The organism is Variovorax sp. CF079 (assembly GCF_900101545.1).
GTDB lineage: Bacteria > Pseudomonadota > Gammaproteobacteria > Burkholderiales > Burkholderiaceae_C > Variovorax.
Window position 1 is genome coordinate 107,185 of the sequence record NZ_FMZU01000004.1, and the last position, 21,346, is coordinate 128,530.

The window sequence follows — 21,346 nt, forward strand, 5'->3', positions numbered from 1 at the left end:
CGCATTCACACCGCCCTCGCGCGGCCTCATTCCGGCTTGAGAATGGTCTCGCCTTTGAGCTGCCCCATGTCGCGAATGTTGTAGCGATGGCGCCGCCAGCCGCGCCAGGTGCGGCGCAGGTAGCGCAGCGAGACGAGGTAGTAGACGAACTTGAACATGCGCAACGTGCCCCACATCGGCGTGCTGCCGTAGATGTCGCCGGCCAGGAGCGACATCAGCGCCTCCTTGATGCGCAAGGGGTTGGCCGGATGCATGAACATGTCGCGGATGGTCGGGTTGGTCACGCGGTAGATGAACCACGAATACTCGCGCGGCCCCTTGCGCATCATGGCCTCGAAGGCCTTGCGTTCGGCTGCCAGCGCGTCCGGCCGGTCGAGCGCGGTGGCGACCAGCTCGGCGCCGTCGAAGGCGCTGTGCATGGCCAGGTAGACGCCCGAGGAGAACATCGGATCGATGAAGGTGAAGGCATCGCCGAGCATCAGGTAGCGCTCGCCCGTGGCATGGGTGCTGCTGTAGGAGAAATTGCCGGTGGCATGCACCGCGCCGTCGACCAGCGTGGCATCTTTCAGGCGGTCGGCCAGCTCGGGGCACAGCGCGATGGTGTCGCGGAAGAATTCCGCCAGCGGCTTGTCGCGCGACTTCAGGTAGTAGGGCCAGCAGACCGCGCCCACGCTGGTGGTGCCGTCGGCCAGCGGAATGAACCAGAACCAGCCGTGGGGAAACCAGCAGATGCTGATGTTGCCCTCGCGTTTGCCCTCCAGCCGCCGCACGTTGCGGAAATGCCCGAACAGCGCGGTGCTGTTGTGCGCCGGGTTCTTCTCCTTGCTGCGGAACTTGTTCGCGAGCAGGGTGTCGCGGCCGGTGGCGTCGACCACGAAGCGCGCGCGCCAGCTGCGCTGCGAGCCGTCTTCCAGCTGCGCCTGCGCGGTCGCGCCCGCGTCGTCGAAGCGCACGTCGCGCACCTTGCAGCCTTCGAGCGTGCGCGCGCCGCGCGCGGCGGCATTGCGGAACAGCAGCTCGTCGAGCTCGGAGCGGCGCACCTGCCAGGCGGAGGGCATGGTCTTGTCCCAGGCTTCGGCGAACTCGACGTAGCTGCAGTGGTCGTGCTCCGGCGAAACGAACTCGATGCCCCACTTGGTCATGCCGATCCTGTCGACCTGCTCGCGCACGCCGAGGCGCTCGAACAGGGCGACGTTGGCCGGCAGCAGCGACTCGCCGATGTGGAAGCGCGGGTGGTGTTCCTTCTCGAGCAGCACGACATCGCGGCCCTGCTGCGCCAGCAGCGCCGCGATGGTGGAGCCAGCCGGGCCGCCGCCGATGACGAGCACGTCGCAGTTTTCTTCGTTCGACGCTGTTTCATGCGCGGTGGGGGAGGGGTTTGGCAGGGGCACGGCGAATCAGTCCAGGAAAGTCGGGATGCGCAGGATAGCGTCGTCCGCGAGCTGGTCTGCAAGCCCTGCCGAACCGTCGATAACCTTCCTCCGCCGTGGGTCTTTACACGGGCCGCGCGCCAAAGGGCTGCAAAATAGAACGACCGTTCGTTTTATTCGAAGCCCTTCCCCATGCCCGCCACCGACCTTCCACCCAAGGCCACCCGTGCGCCCCAGAAAGGCCAGCAGACCAAGGCCGTCATCGTCGATGCGGCGCTGAACCTGGCCGCGCAGATCGGGCTGGAGGGCCTGTCGATCGGCGCGCTGGCCGAGGTCACGCAGATGAGCAAGTCGGGCGTGTTCGCCCACTTCGGCTCGCGCGAGGAACTGCAGATCTCGGTGGTGCGCGAGTACCACGCGCGCTTCGAGCAGGAAGTCTTCTATACCGCCCTGCAGGCGCCGCGCGGCCTGCCGCGGCTGCGCGCGCTGTTCGCCAACTGGATGAAGCGCACCTCGGCCGAGATCGACTCGGGCTGCATCTACATCAGCGGCGCGGTCGAATTCGACGACCGGCCCGGCCCGGTGCGCGACGCGCTGGCCGAGTCGGTGAACATCTGGCTCGCGGCCATGCTGCGCGCCGTGATGCAGGCGCAGAAAGAAGGCCACCTGCACGCCGATGCCGATGCGAAGCAGATCTCCTTCGAGATCCACGCGCTGATCCTGGCCCTGCATTACGAAGCGCGCTTCCTGCGCTCGCCCGATTCGCTCTCGCGCGCCAACGTGGGCTTCGACAACATCCTGGCGCGCTGCGCCACGCCGGAGGCCCTGGCCGGCGACACCGCGCCGTCTGCGCGCCGGCTCAAGACCGTGCGCTGAAGCAGCCGCTCACCCTCTCCTTTTTTCTTTCTATTCCCTGGAGACCTTTCCATGCCCGCCTACACCCCGCCCCTTCGCGACATGCAGTTCGTGATGCACGAAGTGCTCAAGGTCACCGAAGAACTCAAGGTTCTCCCGAAGCACGCCGACGTCGATGCCGAGACCATCAACGCGGTGCTCGAAGAGGGCGGCAAGTTCGCCGCCGAAGTCACCTTCCCGCTCAACATCAACGGCGACGAAGAGGGCTGCGTGCTCGACAAGAGCACGCATGAAGTGAAGACGCCCAAGGGCTTCAAGGAGGCCTACGCCAAGTACGTCGAGGGCGGCTGGGCGGCGCTGTCGTGCGATCCGCAATACGGCGGCCAAGGCTTGCCTTTCGTGGTGAACCAGTGCTTCTACGAAATGCTCAACTCGGCCAACCAGGCCTGGACCATGTACCCGGGCCTCTCGCACGGCGCGTACGAGGCGCTGGTGGCGCACGGCACCGACGAGCAGAAGAAGACCTACCTGCCCAAGCTCACGAGCGGCGAATGGACCGGCACCATGTGCCTGACCGAGCCGCATTGCGGCACCGACCTCGGCCTGCTGCGCACCAAGGCCGAGCCGCAGGCCGACGGCACCTACAAGCTGACCGGCAACAAGATCTTCATCTCGGCCGGCGAGCACGACATGGCCGCCAACATCATCCACCTGGTGCTGGGCCGCCTGCCGGACGCGCCCAAGGGCAGCAAGGGCATCAGCCTGTTCGTCGTGCCGAAGTTCAACGTCAAGGCCGACGGTTCGCTCGGCAGCCGCAACGGCATCTACTGCGGCGGCCTCGAGCACAAGATGGGCATTCACGGCAACGCCACCGCGCAGATCGTGCTCGAAGGTGCCTCCGGCACGCTGGTCGGCGAGCCCAACAAGGGCCTGGCCGCGATGTTCGTGATGATGAACGCGGCTCGCCTTGGCGTCGGCAACCAGTCGCTGGGCCTGACCGAAGTGGCTTTCCAGAACGCGCTGGCTTACGCGAAGGACCGCATCCAGATGCGCTCGCTCTCGGGCGTGAAGGCCAAGGACAAGGAAGCCGATCCGATCATCTTCCATCCCGACGTGCGCAAGATGCTGATGACCGCCAAGGCCTATGCCGAAGGCGGCCGCGCGCTGGCCATCTACTGCACGCTCTTGCTCGACAAGGAGCACCACCATCCCGACGAGAAGGTGCGCAAGGACTCGGGCGAGATCGTCGCCCTGCTCACGCCGATCGTGAAGGCCTTCATCACCGACAACGGCCACATCTCGACCAACGCCTGCATGCAGGTCTTCGGCGGCCACGGTTTCATCAAGGAATGGGGCATGGAGCAGTTCGTGCGCGACAACCGCATCAACATGATCTACGAGGGCACCAACACCGTTCAGTCGCTGGACCTGCTGGGCCGCAAGGTGCTGGGCAACAACGGCGCCACGCTGAAGAAGTTCGGCAAGCTGGTCGCCAAGCTGGTGGAGGAAGAAGGCGTCAACGAGAAGATGAGCGAGTTCATCACGCCGATCGCGGTGCTGGGCGAGCAACTCACCAAGTTCACCACCGAGATCGGCTTCAAGGGTTTCCAGAATCCCGACGAGGTGGGCGCTGCGGCCGTAGACTACCTGCGCGTGGCGGGCCACTTCGTGTTCGGCTACTTCTTCGCGCTGATGGCGCGCGTGGCGCTCGCCGAGATCGCGGCCGGCAACACCGATCCGTTCTACCAGGCCAAGCTGCAGACCGCGCGCTTCTACTTCGCCAAGCTCTTCCCCGAGACCGCGACGCTGATGCGCACCGCGCGCACCGGCAGCGCGCCGCTGATGAACACCGACGCCGCCCTGGCCTAAGCATCATGAAGCGCCTTCTTGCAGCCATCGCACTCGCGTCGGCCGGCTCGGCTTTCGCGCAGATGTCGCCCGTCGGCGTCTGGCAGAGCATCGACGACAAGACGAACGAAGCCAAGTCGCAGATCCGCGTCGCGGAGTCGGGCGGCGCGCTCAACGGCCGCATCGAGAAGCTGCTGCGCAAGGATGCGAAGCAGGATGCGGTGTGCGACGAGTGCACCGACGACCGCAAGGGCAAGCCGCTGCTTGGTCTCGAGATCATCCGCGGCGCGAAGAAGGCCGAGGGCAGGGAGGTCTGGGAGGACGGCAAGATCCTCGACCCCGAAAACGGCAAGACCTACGCGCTGCGGCTCACGCCGATCGACGGCGGCAAGAAGCTCGAAGTGCGCGGCTCGGTGTTCGGCATCGGCCGCACGCAGACCTGGGTTCGCGTTCAGTAAGACACCTATTTGTTGGAAATTCCATGTCCCGATTTCAAGTGAAAAAGGTCGCCGTGCTCGGCGCCGGCGTGATGGGCGCGCAGATCGCGGCCCATCTCGTCAATGTGCGCGTGCCGGTCGTCTTGTTCGACCTGCCTGCAAAAGAGGGTCCGAAGAACGGCATCGTGAGCCGCGCTATCGACAACCTCAAGAAGCTCAAGCCCGCACCCCTGGGCGATGCGGCCGATGCGACGCTGATCGAGCAGGCCAACTACGAAGACGACCTCGCCAAGCTCGGCGAGTGCGACCTGGTGATCGAAGCCATTGCCGAGCGCATGGACTGGAAGCTCGATCTCTACAAGAAGATCGCGCCGCATGTCGCCAAGCACGCGATCCTGGCCTCGAACACCTCGGGCCTCTCGGTAACCAAGCTCAGCGAGGCGTTGCCCGAGGCGCTGAAGCCGCGCTTCTGCGGCATCCACTTCTTCAACCCGCCGCGCTACATGTTCCTGGTCGAGCTGATCAACACGCCGACCACCGAGCCCGGGGTGCTGGACCAGTTGGAAGCCTTCGTCACCAGCACGCTCGGCAAGGGCGTGGTGCGCGCGCACGACACGCCCAACTTCATCGCGAACCGCGTCGGCATCGCCGGCATGCTCGCGACCCTGAAGGAAGTCGAGAAGTTCGACCTCACGCCCGACGTGGTGGACGACCTCACCGGCAAGAAGCTGGGCCGCGCGACCTCGGGCACCTTCCGCACCGCCGACGTGGTGGGCCTGGACACCATGGCCCACGTGGTCAAGACGCTGCAGGACAACCTGAGTGCGGAGACCGATCCCTTCTACGGCAACTTCGCGACGCCGCCGGTGCTGGCCAAGCTGCTGGAACTCGGCAACCTGGGGCAGAAGACCAAGGCCGGCTTCTACAAGAAGGCCGGTCGCGACATCCTGCGCTTCGACCTCGCCAAGGGCGAGTACGTGCCTTCGGGCGACAAGGCCGACGAGGTCTACGGCCGCATGCTCAAGAAGCCGGCGCCGGAGCGCCTGAGGCTGTTGCGCGAAAGCGAAGGCGCGCAGGGCCGCTTCCTCTGGGCCATCCTGCGCGACAGCTTCCACTACGCGGCCGTGCACCTCGCGACCATCGCCGAGAGCGCGCGCGACGTCGACTTCGCGATGCGCTGGGGCTTCGGCATGAAGCAGGGCCCCTTCGAGCTGTGGCAGGAGGCCGGCTGGGCGCAGGTCGCCAAGTGGATCCAGGAAGATATCAATGCGGGCGAGGCGCTCTCCACTGCGCCGCTGCCCTCCTGGGTGTTCGAAGGCCCGGTCGCGCAAGCGGGTGGCGTGCACACGCCCGAAGGGTCGTGGAGCGCATCGCAGAGCAAGTTCATCGCGCCGCGCCGCCTGCCCGTGCATGAACGCCAGCTGTTCCCCGAGAGCGTGCTGGGCAGCAATGCGCCGGACGCCAACAAGGCCGGCACCACGATTCAGGACGAAGGCGACGTGCGCCTCTGGACGCTCGACGGCGAGGTGCTGATCGCGAGCATCCATTCGAAGATGCACGCCATCAGCCCCGACGTCGCCGATGCGCTGGCCGCGGGCGTCGATCTCGCCGAGCGCGAATACAAGGCGATGGTGATCTGGTCCCCCGACGAGATGTTCTCGGTCGGCGCCGACCTGCAGGCGATGCTGCCGGCCTTCGTGGTCGCGGGCATCGGCGCGGTCGAGGGGGCGGAAGAAGAGCTGCAGAACGTGATGCTCAAGATCCGCTATGCCGGCGTGCCGGTCGTCTCGGCCGTGCGCGGCATGGCGCTGGGCGGCGGCTGCGAGCTGGCCATCCACTCGGCCAAGCGCGTCGCGGCGATGGAAAGCTACATCGGCCTGGTCGAAGTCGGCGTGGGCCTGGTGCCCGGCGCCGGCGGCCTGACCTACATCGCGCGCCGTGCGGCCGAGAACGCCGAAGCCTCCACCGGCACCGACCTGCTGCCCTTCCTGACCGAAGGCTTCACTGCCGCGGCCATGGCCAAGGTCGGCACCAGCGCACTGGAATCGAAGAAGCTGGGCTATCTGCTCGAGAGCGACGTGATCGTGCCCAACAAGGACGAGCTGCTCTACGTCGCATTGCAGCAGGCCAAGGCCATGGCCGACGCCGGCTGGCGCGCGCCGCTGCGCCGTCAATTCAAGGTCGCGGGCCGCAGCGGCGCCGCCACCATCAAGGGGCAACTGGTCAACATGCGCGACGGCGGCTTCATCAGCGAGCACGACTTCCACATCGCGGGCCTGATCGCAGGCGTGGTGACCGGTGGCGACGTCGATGCCGGCAGCCTGGTCACGGAGGAATACCTGATGGCGCTGGAGCGCAAGGCCTTCTGCTCGCTGATCCTGCATCCGAAGACGCAGGAGCGAATCATGGGGATGCTTTCGACGGGCAAGCCGCTACGCAACTAAGTAATACCCAGAAGGAGCATCCTCCATGAAACAACTTCAAGACGCCTACATCGTCTCCGCCACCCGCACCCCCATCGGCCGCTCGCACCGCGGCTTCTTCCGCAACATGCGTCCCGACGACCTGCTCGCGACCACCCTGAAGGCGGCGCTCGCGGCGGTGCCCGGGCTCGATCCGAAGGCGATCGAGGACATCATCTGCGGCTGTGCGATTCCCGAGGCGCAGCAGGGCCTCAACGTCGCGCGCATCGGCGCCGTGCTCGCGGGCCTGCCGACCAGCATCGGCGGCATCACGGTCAACCGTTTCTGCGCCTCCGGCCTGTCGGCGGTGCAGATGGCGGCCGACCGCATCCGCGTCGGCGAGGCCGAGGTGATGATCGCGGCCGGCGTCGAGAGCATGAGCATGGTGCCGATGATGGGCAACTCGCCCTCGCTGTCGCCATCGATCTTCGAGCGCGACGGCGACGTCGGCATCGCCTACGGCATGGGCCTCACGGCCGAGAAGGTGGCGCAGCAGTGGAAGGTGAGCCGCGAGGCGCAGGATGCCTTCGCGCTGCAGTCGCACCAGCGTGCGCTGGCCGCGCAGCAGGCCGGCGAGTTCGCTGCCGAGATCACGCCCATTGAGGTGACGGACCGCGCGCCGAACCTCGAGACCGGCGAGGCCACGCCCAAAACCCGCACCGTGAACCTCGACGAAGGCGCGCGCCCCGACACCAGCCTCGAAGGCCTGGCCAAACTGCGCACCGTGTTCGCCGCGCGCGGCTCGGTCACGGCGGGCAACAGCTCGCAGACTTCCGACGGCGCGGGCGCGCTGATCCTCGCGAGCGAGAAGGCCTGCAAGCAGTTCGACCTCAAGCCGCTCGCGCGCTTCGTGAGCTTCGCGAGCAAGGGCGTGCCGCCGCACATCATGGGCATCGGCCCGATCGAGGCGATTCCGGCGGCGCTGCGCTATGCGGGACTCACGCAGGACGCGATCGACTGGATCGAGCTCAACGAAGCCTTCGCCGCGCAGTCGCTGGCGGTGATCAACACGCTGGGCCTGGACCCGGCCAAGGTCAATCCGATGGGCGGCGCGATCGCGCTGGGCCATCCGTTGGGCGCGACCGGCGCCATCCGGTCGGCGACCGTGGTCCATGCGCTGCAGCGCAAGAGACTCAAGTACGGCATGGTCACGATGTGCGTGGGCATGGGGCAGGGCGCTGCCGGGATTTTTGAACGCGTCTGACGTCCGGGCCGGTGCTTGCTCGAAAAGAAAACAAGGAGACAAGCGTGAGACAAGAGACATTGCAGCTTGACGACGGCACGCAGCTCGCGCTGCGGATCTACGAGCCCATCGGCCCGCAGCGCGCCAGCGTCGTGATCGGCGGCGCGATGGGCGTGCGCCAGGCCTTCTATGAACCTTTTGCCCGCTGGCTGACGCAGGAGGGCCTCAGCGTCTGGACCTTCGACTACCGCGGCTCGGGCGATTCGCGGCCGGCGACGGCCGGCGGCTCGTTGCGCGGTTTCGAGGCCGACCTGTTCGATTGGGCGCGCGACTACGAGGCCGTGATCGACGCCGCCAAGGCCGCGCGCTCCGACCGGCCGCTCTACCTGCTGGGCCACAGCCTGGGCGCGCAGCTGCCGGGTTTTCTAGAGCGGCCGCAGCAGGTCGACGGCCTCATCAGCATCGCGGCGGGCAGCGGCTACTGGCGCGAGAACGCGCCGCGTCTCAAGCGCAGCATCCTCTACTTCTGGTTCTTCCTGGTGCCGCTGGCGACGCGGCTCTGGGGCTACTTTCCGGGTCGCAAACTCAAGAAGGTGGGCGACCTGCCGCGCGGCGTGATCCTGCAGTGGCGGCGCTGGTGCCTGAACCCGCGCTACAGCGTCGGCGCCGAAGGCGCTGCGGCCGCCCGCAGTTACGAGCGCGTGCGCTTCCCGGTGCTGGCCCTGTCGATGACCGACGATGAACTCATGACGCTCGAAGGCACCGAGAGCCTGCTGAGCTTCTACGCTGGCGCGCCGCGCGCGATGCAGCGCATCGCGCCGGCCGACGTGCAAGCCCGCCACATCGGGCATTTCGGCTTCTTCCGCGAGCAGTTCAGCCTGAGCCTGTGGCCGCGCCTGGCCGACAGCCTGCACCGGCTCGCGGCGCTGACTTCTGCAGCGCCATCGGGCGTCCCGCACACGACTGCATAAGCCAAGGTCACGGAGGCACACTGCGACGATCATGAGCACACATCCTCTGGACAAGGCCCTCGCGCTCGCGCACAGCGACATCCGCGCCGGGCTTTTCACCGGTGCCACGAGCCCGGACTACTGGAACATGGTCGGGCCCTTCGGCGGCACGACCGCGGCGGTGATGCTGCAGTCGGTGCTGAAGCATCCCGAACTGCTGGGCGCGCCGGTGGCGCTCACGGTGAACTACGCCGCGGCGCTGGAGGCAGGCGCTTTCGAGGTGCTGGCGATACCGGTGCGCACCAACCGCTCGACGCAGCACTGGACCATGCAGATGTCGCAGGCCGGCGCCGACGGCCAGCCGCATGTCACGACCACCGCGACCGCGGTCACGGCACTGCGCCGCGAGACCTGGGGCGCCAACGATCTGCCGATGCCCGAGGTGCCGTCGCCCGAAGAGGTCGAGCGCCTGAGCATCGGCCCCGCGCGCGTGGCCTGGATCTCGCAGTACGAAATGCGTCCGATCAGCGGCGCGATTCCAGCCAAGTGGGACGGCAGCGGCGATCACAGCGAAACGCGCATGTGGCTGCGGGATGCAGAGCCGCGTCCGCTCGACTTCGCCTCGCTCGCAGCCTTGAGCGACACCTTCTACCCGCGCGTCTGGCTGCGCCGCGCCAAGCCGGTGCCGATCGGCACGGTGTCGATCACGACCTACTTCCATGCCGACGCGAGGCACCTGGCGGAGGTAGGCCACGGCTACCTGCTGGGCCGCGCGACGGGGCAACAGTTCCAGAACGGCTATTTCGACCAGTCGGCGCAGCTGTGGAGCGAAGCGGGCGCGCTGCTCGCCACCAGCAATCAGATCGTCTACTTCAAGGAATGACTGAATGACGGCCAGCAGAGCAGCCTTGATCGTCGGCGCCGGCGATGCCACCGGCGGCGCGATCGCTCGCCGCTTTGCGCGCGCGGGCTACGCGGCCTGCGTCACGCGCCGCAGCCTCGACAAACTGCAGCCGCTGGTCGCGCAGATCGAGGCCGAAGGCGGCACTGCGCATGCCTTTGCCAGCGATGCGCGCAAGGAAGAGGAGGTCGTCGCGCTGGTCGAGCAGATCGAGTCGAGCATCGGGCCGATCGAGGTGCTGGTATTCAACATCGGCGCCAACGTGCCCGAGAGCATCCTGACCGAGACCGCGCGCAAGTACTTCAAGGTCTGGGAGATGGCCTGCTTCTCCGGTTTCCTGAACGGACGCGAAGTCGCCAAGCGCATGGTGGCGCGCGGGCGCGGCACCATCCTCTTCACCGGCGCCACGGCCTCGCTGCGCGGCAGCGCCAACTTTGCCGCCTTCTCCGGTGCCAAGATGGCGCTGCGCGCGCTGGCCCAGAGCATGGCGCGCGAGCTCGGGCCGCGCGGCATCCACGTGGCGCACACGGTGATCGACGGCGCCATCGACACCGAGTTCATCCGCAGCAATTTCCCCGAGCGCTATGCGTTGAAGACGGAAGACGGCATCCTCAACCCCGAGCACATCGCCGATGCCTACTGGATGCTGCACGCGCAGCCGCGCGATGCCTGGACCCACGAGCTCGACCTGCGGCCATGGTCCGAGAAGTTCTGAGGAGACCGGCATGACGACGACGCGATCGGTCGAGTTCTATTTCGACTTCGGCAGCCCCGCCTCCTACCTGGCCGCCACCCAGCTGCCGCACCTGTGCGCCGACACCGGCGCCGAACTGGTGTGGAAGCCGATGCTGCTGGGCGGCGTGTTCCAGGCCACCGGCAACCAGTCGCCGGCCGCCATTCCGGCCAAGGGCCCCTACGTGTTCGAGGACCTGGCACGTTTCGCTCGGCGCTACGGCGTGCCGCTGCAGCAGAACCCTTATTTTCCGATCAACACGCTGCTGCTGATGCGCGGCGCCACCGGCATGCAGATGCGCGAGCCGGAGCGCTTTCGCGCGTACGTCGATGCCGTGTACCACGCGATGTGGGTCGAGCCGCGCAATCTCAACGACCCGGCCACGCTCGCTGCCGCCCTGGCCGAGGCCGGCTTCGACCCGGCATCGATGGTCGCGCTGGCCAATGCACAGGAGGTCAAGGACCGCCTCAAGGCCGCGACGCAGGAGGCGGTGGCGCGCGGCGTCTTCGGTGCCCCCACCATGTTCGTCGGCGACCAGATGTTCTGGGGCCAGGACCGGCTCGATTTCGTACGCGAGGCGCTGGTATGAAGCACACCCCCAGGCTTCGCGCACTTCGTGTCGGTACGCCAACCCCCTCGCCGGGGGCAACACCAGCGGCTCGGCAGAGCCGGTTCCGCGGTGTTCCCCGAATCGACCGCGACGGTTTCCTGCGCTGCGGGTCGTGCGCAGCGCGGTGGAACTATTGATACTTACTTCTTTGCAGCAAGGAACTCCCATGAGCGACATCCTCGTCCACACCGAAGCCGGTGTGATGACCCTCACCTTCAACCGTCTCGACAAGAAGAACTCCATCACCCGCGCGATGTACGCCGAGCTCGCCGATGCGCTGGTCAAGGCTGAGCAAGACGGCGCGGTGCGCGCCGTGCTGATCCAGGGCGACGCCACCATCTTCAGCGCCGGCAATGACATCGGCGATTTCCTGGACGCCCCGCCCTCGACGCCGGATTCGCCCGTGTTTCGCTTCCTGCACGGCATCGCAACCTTCCCGAAGCCGATCGTGGCCGCGGTCTGCGGTCCGGCAGTGGGCATCGGCACCACGATGCTGTTCCATTGCGACCTGGTCTACGCGGGCGACAACGCGGCCTTCTCGATGCCCTTCGTCAACCTGGGCCTGTGCCCCGAGGCGGCCTCCAGCCTGCTGGTGCCGCAGATGCTGGGCTACCACCGCGCGGCCGAGGCGCTGCTCCTGGGCGAGCCCTTCATGGCCGAGGCGGCGCTCGAAGTCGGCCTGGTCAACCGCGTGGTGCCGCCCACCGAGGCCAACGCCATCGCCCAGGCGCAGGCGCGCAAGCTGGCGGCCAAGCCGCTCACGGCGCTGATCGAAACCAAGCGCCTGATGAAGAAGTCGCAGCAGTCGGCCGTGCTCGAACGCATGGGCGAAGAAGGCCAGAGCTTCGGCCGCATGCTGCGCGAGCCGGCGGCGCGAGAGGCCTTCACGGCCTTCATGGAAAAGCGGCGGCCGGATTTCTCGAAGATCTGAGGTCAGGCGACCTCTGGTGCGCTGTCGTGTCTGTGAGGTGGTCACAATCCGTGACCACCTCGTAGCGTTGCCGATCAGTCCTTGACGATCGCCCTCGGCCGCCCGTTGTCGTCGATCGCGACGTAAGTGAAGGTGGCCTCGGTCACCTTGATGTACTCGCCCTGCGCCTTGAAGCGCTCGGCGAACACCTCGACCGTGACGGTGACCGAGGTGCGACCGATGCGCACCAGCTTCGAATAGAAGGACAGGATGTCGCCCAGCCGCACCGGCTGCTTGAAGATGAACTCGTTGACCGCGACGGTGGCCATCCGGCCCTTGGCGTAGCGGGCCGGGATGACGGAGCCGGCCAGGTCGCACTGGGCCATGACCCAGCCGCCGAAGATGTCGCCGTTGGCGTTGACGTCGGCCGGCAGCGGAATCACCTTGAGCACCAGCTCCATGTCGGCGGGCAGGCTCTTGAGGGTGGCGGCCACATTGGCACTTGGAGATTCGGACATGGGCACAATCTGAGAACAACAAACAGCCACGATTGTCTCCGATGCGCCGCAGCGGCGAAGCCCTTTCCTCTCCTCACCCCGTCTCTGCGGGCCAGCCCGCGCGCGGCGACCGCTCCGACTGGGCCACGCTGCGCCGCCTGTTCCCCTACCTCTGGCGCTACAAGTGGCGCGTGATGGCCGCGCTCGCCTTCATGGTGGGCGCCAAGGTGGCCAACGTCGGCGTGCCGGTGCTGCTCAAGAACCTGGTCGACACCATGACGCCCAAGCCCGACATGGCGCAGGCGCTGCTGGTGGTGCCGATCGCGCTGCTGGTGGCCTACGGATTGCTGCGCTTCTCGACCTCGCTGTTCGGCGAGCTGCGCGAGCTGGTCTTCGCCAAGGCGACCGAGGGCGCGGCGCGCAGCATCTCGCTGGAGGTGTTCCGCCACCTGCATGCGCTGTCGCTGCGCTTCCACCTCGAGCGGCAGACCGGCGGCATGACGCGCGACATCGAGCGCGGCACGCGCGGCGTGCATTCGCTGATCTCGATGTCGCTCTACAGCATCGTGCCGACCATCATCGAGCTGACGCTGGTGCTGACCATCCTGGGCGTCAAGTTCGACGCGCTCTTCGTCTGGATCACCGCGGTTGCGCTGGTGATCTACATCGTCTTCACCGTCACGGTGACGGAATGGCGCACGCAGTTCCGCAAGACCATGAACGAGCTCGACTCGGTGGCGCAGAGCCGTGCCGTCGATTCGCTCTTGAACTACGAGACCGTCAAGTACTTCAACAACGAGGAGTTCGAGGCCGGACGTTACGACGCCAGCCTCGACCGCTATCGGAAGGCGGCCATCAAGAGCCAGCGCACGCTCTCCATGCTCAACACCGGCCAGCAGCTGCTGATCGCGGTCAGCCTCGTGCTGATGCTGTGGCGCGCGACGGCCGGTGTGGTCGACGGGCGCATGACCTTGGGCGACCTGGTGATGGTCAACGCCTTCATGATCCAGCTCTACATCCCGCTCAACTTCCTGGGCGTGATCTACCGCGAGATCAAGCAGAGCCTGACCGACCTCGACAAGATGTTCGTGCTGATGGAAAAGGAGCGCGAGGTGCGCGATGCGCCCGACGCGAAGCCCCTGGCCGGCACCGATTCGACCGTGCGCTTCGAGGACGTGAGCTTCGCCTACGAAGCCGCGCGGCCGATCTTGAAGCATGTGAGCTTCGAGATCCCGGCGGGCAAGACTGTGGCCGTGGTCGGTCCCTCGGGCTCGGGCAAGTCGACGCTGGCTCGACTCCTCTACCGCTTCTACGACGTACAGCAGGGGCGAATTTGCATCGGCGGCGAAGACATCCGCCAGGTCACGCAGGCCAGCGTGCGGCAGGCCATCGGCATCGTGCCGCAGGACACCGTACTCTTCAACGACACCGTCGAATACAACATCGCCTACGGCCGGCCGGGCGCAAGCCGCGTCGAGGTCGAGGAGGCCGCCCGCGCGGCGCGTATCCACGACTTCATCGCCGCCACGCCCAAGGGCTACGAAACCACCGTCGGCGAGCGCGGCCTCAAGCTCTCGGGCGGCGAGAAGCAGCGCGTGGCGATCGCGCGCACGCTGCTGAAGAACCCGCCGATCGTGATCTTCGACGAGGCCACCTCGGCGCTCGATTCGGCCAACGAGCGCGCGATCCAGTCCGAGCTCAAGAGCGCGGCGCAGAACAAGACCACGCTGGTGATCGCGCACCGCCTCTCGACGGTGGTCGATGCGCACGAGATCCTCGTGCTCGAGGGCGGCGTGATCGTCGAGCGCGGCACGCATGCGGCCCTGCTCGCGCAGCAGGGCAAGTACGCGCAGATGTGGACCTTGCAGAAGATCGAGGCCCAGCCCGTTCTTTGAACTCTTTTTACTGACCCAGGAGCGATTCGAGAATGTCCGAGAAGATTCCCCTGCTGGTGCTCAACAGCCTTTCGAGCGCCCACCAGGCCCAGATTGCCGCGGTCTACGACATGAGCTACGCGCCCACCAAGGCCGAGCGCGCGGCCGCCATCGCCGCGCAGGGCGCGGAGTTCCGCGCCGTGCTGACCATCGGCGTGATCGGCCTCACGCCCCAGGAGCTGGCGGCGATGCCGAAGGTCGAGCTCATCTGCGCGATGGGCGCCGGCTACGAGGGCCTCCCGCTCGAGGCGGCCCGTGCGCGCGGCATTGCGCTCGCCAACGGCGCCGGCACCAACGACGACTGCGTGGCCGACCACGCCTTCGGTCTCTTGATCGGTGCGGTGCGCGGCATCCGCACGCTCGACCGGCAATGCCGCGAGGGCATATGGCGCGAAGAGATTCCGCAGCCGCCCAATGTCTCGGGCAAGCGTCTAGGCATCCTTGGCCTGGGCACCATCGGCCAGAAGATCGCCAGGCGCGCCGCGGGCTTCGACATGGAGATCGGCTACCACAACCGCAAGCCGCGCGAGGGTGCGGCGCACCGTTACTTCGACAGCCTGAAGGCGCTGGCCGCCTGGGCCGACGTGCTGATGATCGCGACGCCGGGCGGGCCGGGCACGCGGCACATGGTCGATGCCGAAATCCTCGACGTGCTCGGGCCTCAGGGCTTCCTGGTCAACATCTCGCGCGGCAGCGTGGTCGACACCGAGGCGCTCGCCAAGGCGCTGCGCGAAAAGCGCATCGCGGGCGCCGGCCTCGATGTCTACGAAAGCGAGCCGAAGCGTCCCGAGCCGCTGGTCGGCCTCGACAACGTGCTGCTCACGCCCCACATGGCGGGCTGGTCGCCCGAGGCGACGCAGGCCTCGGTGAACCGCTTCATGGCCAATGCCGAAGGGCACTTCGCGCGGCGCGGCGTGGTGTCGCCTATTTAGGGAAAGACATAATCAGCCTTCATGGAAACCAAGTGGCTTGAAGACTTCGTCAGCCTTGCCGAGACCCGCAGCTTCAGCCGCTCGGCCCAATTGCGCCACGTGACCCAGCCCGCCTTCTCGCGCCGCATCCAGGCGCTCGAAGGCTGGGCCGGCACCGACCTGGTCGACCGCAGCTCCTACCCCACGCGCCTCACGCCCGCCGGCCAGACCTTGTACGGCCAGGCCATCGAGATGCTGCAGGCGCTGCAAAGCACGCGCGCCATGCTGCGCGGCCACTCGGCCGCGGCGCAGGACGTGATCGAGTTCGCGGTGCCGCACACGCTGGCCTTCACCTTCTTTCCGGCCTGGGTCACGAGTCTGCGCGAACAGTTCGGGCCGATGAAGAGCCGGCTCATTGCGCTCAACGTGCACGATGCGGTGCTGCGGCTGGTCGAAGGCAGCTGCGATCTGCTGATCGCCTACAACCATCCCTCGCAGCCGCTGCCGCTGGACGCCACCCGCTACGAGATGGTGAGCCTTGGCCAGGAGGTGGTCGCGCCCTGGGTCAAGCCCGATGCCGACGGCGCCCCGCGCTACCGCCTGCCGGGCCGGCCCGGCCAGCCGCTGCCCTACCTGGGCTATGCGCCCGGCGCCTACCTGGGCCGCGTGGTCGACCAGCTGCTCAAGGAATCCGACACCGCCATCCACCTCGATCGCGTCTACGAGACCGACATGGCCGAGGGTCTCAAGGTGATGGCGCTCGAAGGCCACGGCATCGCCTTCCTGCCGCAGAGCGCGGTGCGAAGGGAAGTGCGCGCCCGCACGCTGGTGAGCGCCTTGCCGCCGGAGATCGAGAGCCTGGAGGCGACGATGGAGATCCGCGCCTACCGCGAGCGGCCCGCCGCATCGGCGCCGGCCAAGGCTGGTGCGCGCAGCGCCAAGAGCGAGGCCGCCGGCCCGCGGGCCAAGGGCACGGTCGAAGCGCTCTGGGCCTATCTGGTCGGGACCCAGCCGGCGCCTTGAACGAGGCCCGGGTTATTTGTGCACTGCACAATCTATGACGCTGCGGCATGCCGATCTCCGCATTGCGCATTTGCCTGCGCGCGATGCCGGCCCTACAGTCTGGCCCCAAGTTTTGCTGTCGCACACGGTTTTGACGCACGCCCACGCGCGTGCTTTTTTTTAGCCGTGCCTTCGGGCACAAAGGCTGCTTAGTCGAATGCGCTCAAGACGAATGCGATGCGGCGCACCAGTGCGGAACTCCTGCCACACTCGGCGTGTCCGTCATCGGTGCAGGGCGCACCGGGTTGGCCCGGGTACCCCGCAGAATGCGAGTGTCTAGAATTTCGGCGTATCTCTCTCAGTCACACAGGAGTTTTCCAAATGAAGAAGCAAGTATTGGCAATGGCAGTGATGGCGTTGGCCGCCGGCGGCGCTTTCGCGCAAGCCAATGACACCCTGGCGAAGATCAAGGCCGCCGGCAGCATCACCGAAGGGGTGCGCGAATCTTCCGGACTTTCCTACACGCTGGGCGGCGGCCAGTACACCGGCTTCCACTACGACATCTGCGCCAACATCATCAAGGACCTCGAGAAGGCTGTCGGCAAGAAGCTGGAAACCAAGTACCAGCCCGTGACCTCGCAGAACCGCATTCCCCTGGTGCAGAACGGCACCGTCGACCTCGAGTGCGGCTCCACTACCAACAATGCCACGCGCCAGAAGGACGTCGCTTTCGCCGTCACCACCTACGTCGAGGAAGTGCGCATCGCCGTCAAGGCCACCTCGGGCATCACCAAGATCGCCGACCTGAACGGCAAGACCGTCGCCACCACCACCGGCACCACCTCGGTCCAGACGCTGCGCAAGAACGAGCGCGCCACCGGCGTCGACTTCAAGGAGCTCTACGGCAAGGACCATTCCGACAGTTTCCTGCTGCTCGAATCGGGCCGCGCCGATGCCTTCGTGATGGACGGCTCGATCCTCGCCTCCAACATCGCCAAGGCGAAGACGCCGGCCGACTTCAAGATCGTCGGCGAAGTGCTGAGCGTCGAGCCGATCGCGATCATGATCCGCAAGGACGACCCGGCCTTCAAGAAGGCGGTCGACGACAGCATCAAGGCGCAGATCAAGTCGGGCGAGCTCAACAAGCTCTGGGACAAGTGGTTCCTGCAGCCGATTCCGCCGTCGAACGTCAAGATCGGCCTGGCCTTGTCGGACGCCACCAAGAACGCGTGGGCGAATCCGAACGACAAGCCGATGGAAGACTACGCGGCGAAGAAGTAAATCCCGCGCCCGTCGCCGCGCAACGCCCGCCGTACCCGGCGGGCGTTTGTTTTAACGCCCAACATAACAATCAGGTAGAGAAGGAGAGTCCCGATGGGATCGAACTGGGATTGGCAGGTCTTCTTGCAAGACCCCGGGGGGAAGTACCCGACGTATTGGGAGTGGATGCTGTCGGCCTGGGGCTGGACCGTGTCCGTGGCCCTCTTGGCATTGATCGTCGCGCTCGTGCTGGGCTCGCTGATCGGCATCATCCGCACTTTGCCCGACAGCCCCTGGCTGATCCGCTTCGGCAACGCGTGGGTCGAGCTCTTTCGCAACATTCCGCTCCTGGTGCAGATCTTCCTCTGGTACCACGTCATACCGGCCATGATTCCGGTCATGAAGGATGTGCCCAGCTTCATCCTGGTGGTGCTCGCGCTGGGCTTCTTCACCTCGGCGCGGATCGCCGAGCAGGTGCGCTCCGGCATCCAGGCGCTGCCCAAGGGCCAGCGCTACGCGGGCATGGCGGTGGGCTTCACCACGCCACAGTACTACCGCTACGTGATCCTGCCGATGGCCTACCGCATCATCATTCCGCCGCTCACGAGCGAGACGATGAACATCTTCAAGAACTCGTCGGTGGCTTTCGCGGTGTCGGTGACCGAACTCACCATGTTCGCGATGCAGGCGCAGGAAGAAACCTCGCGCGGCATCGAGGTCTACCTGGCCGTCACGGGGCTGTATGTGATCTCGGCCTTCGCGATCAACCGGCTGATGGCGTACATCGAGAAGAAGACCCGCGTGCCGGGCTTCATCGTCTCGGCCAACGCCGGCGGCGGAGGACACTGACATGATGAATCTCGACCTGTCCTTCTACAACTGGGACGTCATCAGCAACTTCGTCGTCAAGGGCTTCTACTTCAGCATCATGCTGACCATCGTCGCCACCATCGGCGGCGTGATCTTCGGCACCATCCTGGCGTTGATGCGGCTGTCGGGCAAGAAGTGGCTCGATGCACCCGCCGCCGTCTACGTCAACGGCATGCGCAGCATTCCGCTGGTGATGGTGATCCTGTGGTTCTTCCTGCTGGTGCCGGGCTCGTTCTACGCGTCCTTCGGCTCGATCGGCAGCAACTACCGCTCCGAGATCTCAGCCGTGATCACCTTCATCGCGTTCGAGGCCGCCTACTTCAGCGAGATCATGCGCGCGGGCATCCAGTCGATCCCGCGCGGCCAGGTCTACGCGGGCCAGGCGGTGGGCATGACCTACGGCCAAAACATGAAGCTGGTGGTGCTGCCGCAGGCCTTCCGCAACATGCTGCCGGTGCTGCTCACGCAGACCATCATCCTGTTCCAGGACACCTCGCTGGTCTACGCCATCGGCGCCTACGACATGCTCAAGGGCTTCGAGACCGCGGGCAAGAACTTCGGCCGTCCGATCGAGGCTTACCTGCTCGCGGCGGTCGTGTACTTCATCATGTGTTATGCCTTGTCCTGGCTCGTCAAACGCCTGCACAAGAAAATCGCCATCATCCGCTGAAGGAGAAAAAAGATGTCCGACAAAATGATCGAAATCAAGAACGTTTCCAAGTGGTATGGCCCGGTACAGGTGCTCCAGGACTGCTCGGTCGACATCGCCAAGGGCGACGTGGTGGTGGTGTGCGGGCCCTCGGGTTCCGGCAAGTCCACGCTCATCAAGACGGTGAACGCGCTCGAGCCCTTCCAGAAGGGCGAGATCACGGTCAATGGCATCCCGCTGCACGACCCCAAGACCAACCTGCCGAAGCTGCGCTCCAAGGTCGGCATGGTGTTCCAGCATTTCGAGCTGTTCCCGCATCTTTCGGTGACGGAGAACCTCACGATCGCGCAGATCAAGGTGCTGGGCCGCAGCGCCGACGAGGCCAAGACCCGCGGCTTGAAGATGCTCGACCGCGTGGGCCTGATGGCGCACAAGGACAAGTACCCTGGCCAGCTCTCCGGCGGCCAGCAGCAGCGCGTGGCGATCGCCCGCGCGCTGAGCATGGACCCGATGGTGATGCTGTTCGACGAGCCGACCTCGGCGCTCGACCCCGAGATGGTCGGCGAAGTGCTGGACGTGATGGTGGCGCTGGCCAAGGAAGGCATGACCATGATGGTGGTCACGCACGAGATGGGCTTTGCGCGCAAGGTGGCCAACCGGGTGATCTTCATCGACGTCGGCGGCCGAATCCTGGAGGACTGCTCGAAGGATGAGTTCTTCAGCCATCCGGAGAACCGTCAACCGCGCACCAAGGATTTCCTGAACAAGATCCTGGCGCATTAGGCTCGCCCCCAGGCTTCGCGCACTTCGTGTCGCGCGCCAACCCCCTGGGGGGGGCGGTGCCAGCCGACCGGCGAAGCCGGATCGGCGGCACCCCACGAACAAAAAAGCCCCGCATCGCGGGGCTTTTTTATTGCATGTGAGCCCTACTTCTTCCGACTGGCAATCGCCTGCTCTGCCTTCGCCACCAGATCGTTGCCGATCGTCGGCTTCCACTTCGCATACACCGGCCGTGTCGCCTTCACGAAGGCCTCGCGCTCGGCCGGCGACAGTTTCGTGACCGTCACGCCGAGCGCGGCGATGTCCTTGAGCAAGGGCTGGTCGGCCTCGGCGAGTCCCTTGCGCGCGATGACGATCTCTTGCTTGCCGGCGTCGATCGCCGCCTGGCGCACGATCGCCTGGTCGGCCGGCGTCCACGAATTCCAGATCTCCTTGTTGACCACGAAGACCAGCGGATCGGCCACGTAGCCCCACATCGTCACGTTCTTCTGGCCCACGGTGTGCAGCTTGGCCGCGGTGAAGATCGACATCGGGTTTTCCTGCCCGTCGACCGCGCCGCTGGCGAAGGCGGGCTGCGCGTCGGCCCAGCTCATCTGCGTGGGATTGGCGCCCAGCGCGGTGAAGGTGTCGACGAAGAGCGGCGAGCCCACCACGCGGATCTTCAGGCCCTTCAGATCTTCCGGCGTCTTGATGGGCCGCTTGGAGTTCGTGATCTCGCGGTAGCCGTTCTCGCCCCAGGCCAGCGGCACCACGCCGGCCTTCTCGAGCGTCGCGAAGATCTCCTTGCCCACCTGGCCCTGAGTCAGCGCATCCACCGCCGCGTAGTCGGGCATCAGGAAGGGCAGCGAGAACAGGTTGAGCTGCTTGACCTGCGGCGACCAATTGATGGTCGAGCCGATGGCCATGTCGATCACGCCCTGTCGCAGCGCGCTGAATTCGCGCGTCTGGTCGCCCTGGATCAGCGAGACGCCGGGATAGAGCTTGATGTTGATGCGCCCCTGGGTCCGCTCGCGAACCAGATTGGCCCAGATCTCTCCGCCCTTGCCCCAGGGGAAGGCGGTGCCGACCACGAGCGACATCTTGTATTCGGGCTTGTAGGTCTGCGCGGGCGCGGCCGCCGAGAAGCCGCCGAGCGCGGCGGCGACGGCCATCAGGCCGAGCAGGGAACGACGGAATTTCATGGG

At 66.3% G+C, this 21,346-nt stretch carries 20 protein-coding genes; 17 read left to right on the top strand and 3 right to left on the bottom strand.

Features of this window, described 5'->3' with window-relative positions:
* Positions 1 to 26: 26 nt before the first annotated feature.
* Complete coding sequence (locus BLS74_RS06465; RefSeq protein WP_348272416.1) at positions 27 to 1,328, bottom strand: NAD(P)/FAD-dependent oxidoreductase; 1,302 nt, start codon at positions 1,326 to 1,328, stop codon at positions 27 to 29.
* Positions 1,329 to 1,562: 234 nt separating this feature from the next.
* Here BLS74_RS06465 and BLS74_RS06470 point away from each other — a divergent pair, with 234 nt between their 5' ends.
* The 10 genes from BLS74_RS06470 to BLS74_RS06515 all read left to right on the top strand — a co-directional run bounded on the left by BLS74_RS06470 (position 1,563) and on the right by BLS74_RS06515 (position 12,280).
* On the top strand, positions 1,563 to 2,246 hold the full coding sequence (locus tag BLS74_RS06470; protein WP_093103873.1) for a TetR/AcrR family transcriptional regulator: 684 nt from the start codon (positions 1,563 to 1,565) through the stop codon (positions 2,244 to 2,246).
* 51 nt (positions 2,247 to 2,297) lie between these two features.
* Positions 2,298 to 4,094: an acyl-CoA dehydrogenase C-terminal domain-containing protein gene (locus tag BLS74_RS06475; protein ID WP_093103875.1), complete on the top strand. Its 1,797-nt coding sequence runs from the start codon at positions 2,298 to 2,300 to the stop codon at positions 4,092 to 4,094.
* A 5-nt stretch (positions 4,095 to 4,099) separates the two neighbouring features.
* Positions 4,100 to 4,531, top strand: a complete 432-nt coding sequence (locus tag BLS74_RS06480; RefSeq protein WP_093103877.1) for a DUF2147 domain-containing protein — start codon at positions 4,100 to 4,102, stop codon at positions 4,529 to 4,531.
* A gap of 23 nt (positions 4,532 to 4,554) precedes the next feature.
* Positions 4,555 to 6,954, top strand: coding sequence for a 3-hydroxyacyl-CoA dehydrogenase/enoyl-CoA hydratase family protein (locus BLS74_RS06485; RefSeq protein WP_093103878.1), 2,400 nt, complete (start codon positions 4,555 to 4,557; stop codon positions 6,952 to 6,954).
* A 25-nt stretch (positions 6,955 to 6,979) separates the two neighbouring features.
* Complete coding sequence (locus BLS74_RS06490) at positions 6,980 to 8,176, top strand: acetyl-CoA C-acyltransferase (protein ID WP_093103880.1); 1,197 nt, start codon at positions 6,980 to 6,982, stop codon at positions 8,174 to 8,176.
* Between the two features lie 44 nt (positions 8,177 to 8,220).
* Positions 8,221 to 9,126: an alpha/beta hydrolase family protein gene (locus tag BLS74_RS06495; protein WP_093103881.1), complete on the top strand. Its 906-nt coding sequence runs from the start codon at positions 8,221 to 8,223 to the stop codon at positions 9,124 to 9,126.
* 28 nt (positions 9,127 to 9,154) lie between these two features.
* Entirely contained in the window at positions 9,155 to 9,988 is an 834-nt protein-coding gene (locus BLS74_RS06500; RefSeq protein ID WP_093103883.1) for an acyl-CoA thioesterase, read from the top strand.
* Between the two features lie 4 nt (positions 9,989 to 9,992).
* A complete protein-coding gene (locus tag BLS74_RS06505) occupies positions 9,993 to 10,721 on the top strand; it encodes an SDR family oxidoreductase (protein ID WP_093103884.1) in 729 nt (242 codons plus the stop codon).
* 10 nt (positions 10,722 to 10,731) lie between these two features.
* The gene (locus tag BLS74_RS06510; RefSeq protein WP_093103886.1) at positions 10,732 to 11,328 is read left to right on the top strand and encodes a 2-hydroxychromene-2-carboxylate isomerase; all 597 of its coding nucleotides are present in this window, start codon (positions 10,732 to 10,734) and stop codon (positions 11,326 to 11,328) included.
* Between the two features lie 187 nt (positions 11,329 to 11,515).
* Entirely contained in the window at positions 11,516 to 12,280 is a 765-nt protein-coding gene (locus tag BLS74_RS06515; RefSeq protein WP_093103887.1) for an enoyl-CoA hydratase, read from the top strand.
* A gap of 74 nt (positions 12,281 to 12,354) precedes the next feature.
* Here the strand turns inward: BLS74_RS06515 and BLS74_RS06520 are convergent, their stop codons facing one another.
* Positions 12,355 to 12,777 carry an acyl-CoA thioesterase gene (locus tag BLS74_RS06520; RefSeq protein ID WP_093103889.1) on the bottom strand — a complete coding sequence of 141 codons (423 nt, stop codon included), beginning with the start codon at positions 12,775 to 12,777 and terminating at the stop codon, positions 12,355 to 12,357.
* Between the two features lie 41 nt (positions 12,778 to 12,818).
* Here BLS74_RS06520 and BLS74_RS06525 point away from each other — a divergent pair, with 41 nt between their 5' ends.
* The 7 genes from BLS74_RS06525 to BLS74_RS06555 all read left to right on the top strand — a co-directional run bounded on the left by BLS74_RS06525 (position 12,819) and on the right by BLS74_RS06555 (position 20,165).
* Positions 12,819 to 14,651 carry an ABCB family ABC transporter ATP-binding protein/permease gene (locus BLS74_RS06525; protein WP_093103891.1) on the top strand — a complete coding sequence of 611 codons (1,833 nt, stop codon included), beginning with the start codon at positions 12,819 to 12,821 and terminating at the stop codon, positions 14,649 to 14,651.
* Between the two features lie 32 nt (positions 14,652 to 14,683).
* The gene (locus BLS74_RS06530; RefSeq protein ID WP_093103892.1) at positions 14,684 to 15,622 is read left to right on the top strand and encodes a 2-hydroxyacid dehydrogenase; all 939 of its coding nucleotides are present in this window, start codon (positions 14,684 to 14,686) and stop codon (positions 15,620 to 15,622) included.
* A 21-nt stretch (positions 15,623 to 15,643) separates the two neighbouring features.
* A complete protein-coding gene (locus BLS74_RS06535; RefSeq protein WP_093103894.1) occupies positions 15,644 to 16,624 on the top strand; it encodes a LysR substrate-binding domain-containing protein in 981 nt (326 codons plus the stop codon).
* Between the two features lie 360 nt (positions 16,625 to 16,984).
* The gene (locus tag BLS74_RS06540; RefSeq protein ID WP_093103896.1) at positions 16,985 to 17,884 is read left to right on the top strand and encodes an amino acid ABC transporter substrate-binding protein; all 900 of its coding nucleotides are present in this window, start codon (positions 16,985 to 16,987) and stop codon (positions 17,882 to 17,884) included.
* A 93-nt stretch (positions 17,885 to 17,977) separates the two neighbouring features.
* Positions 17,978 to 18,712 carry an amino acid ABC transporter permease gene (locus BLS74_RS06545; protein ID WP_093103898.1) on the top strand — a complete coding sequence of 245 codons (735 nt, stop codon included), beginning with the start codon at positions 17,978 to 17,980 and terminating at the stop codon, positions 18,710 to 18,712.
* Position 18,713: 1 nt separating this feature from the next.
* Complete coding sequence (locus tag BLS74_RS06550; RefSeq protein WP_093103900.1) at positions 18,714 to 19,403, top strand: amino acid ABC transporter permease; 690 nt, start codon at positions 18,714 to 18,716, stop codon at positions 19,401 to 19,403.
* 24 nt (positions 19,404 to 19,427) lie between these two features.
* Entirely contained in the window at positions 19,428 to 20,165 is a 738-nt protein-coding gene (locus BLS74_RS06555) for an amino acid ABC transporter ATP-binding protein (RefSeq protein ID WP_093104165.1), read from the top strand.
* Between the two features lie 143 nt (positions 20,166 to 20,308).
* On the opposite strand, the gene BLS74_RS06560 is transcribed toward BLS74_RS06555, so the two are convergent.
* The gene (locus BLS74_RS06560; RefSeq protein WP_093103901.1) at positions 20,309 to 21,343 is read right to left on the bottom strand and encodes a DctP family TRAP transporter solute-binding subunit; all 1,035 of its coding nucleotides are present in this window, start codon (positions 21,341 to 21,343) and stop codon (positions 20,309 to 20,311) included.
* Positions 21,344 to 21,346: the final 3 nt, after the last annotated feature.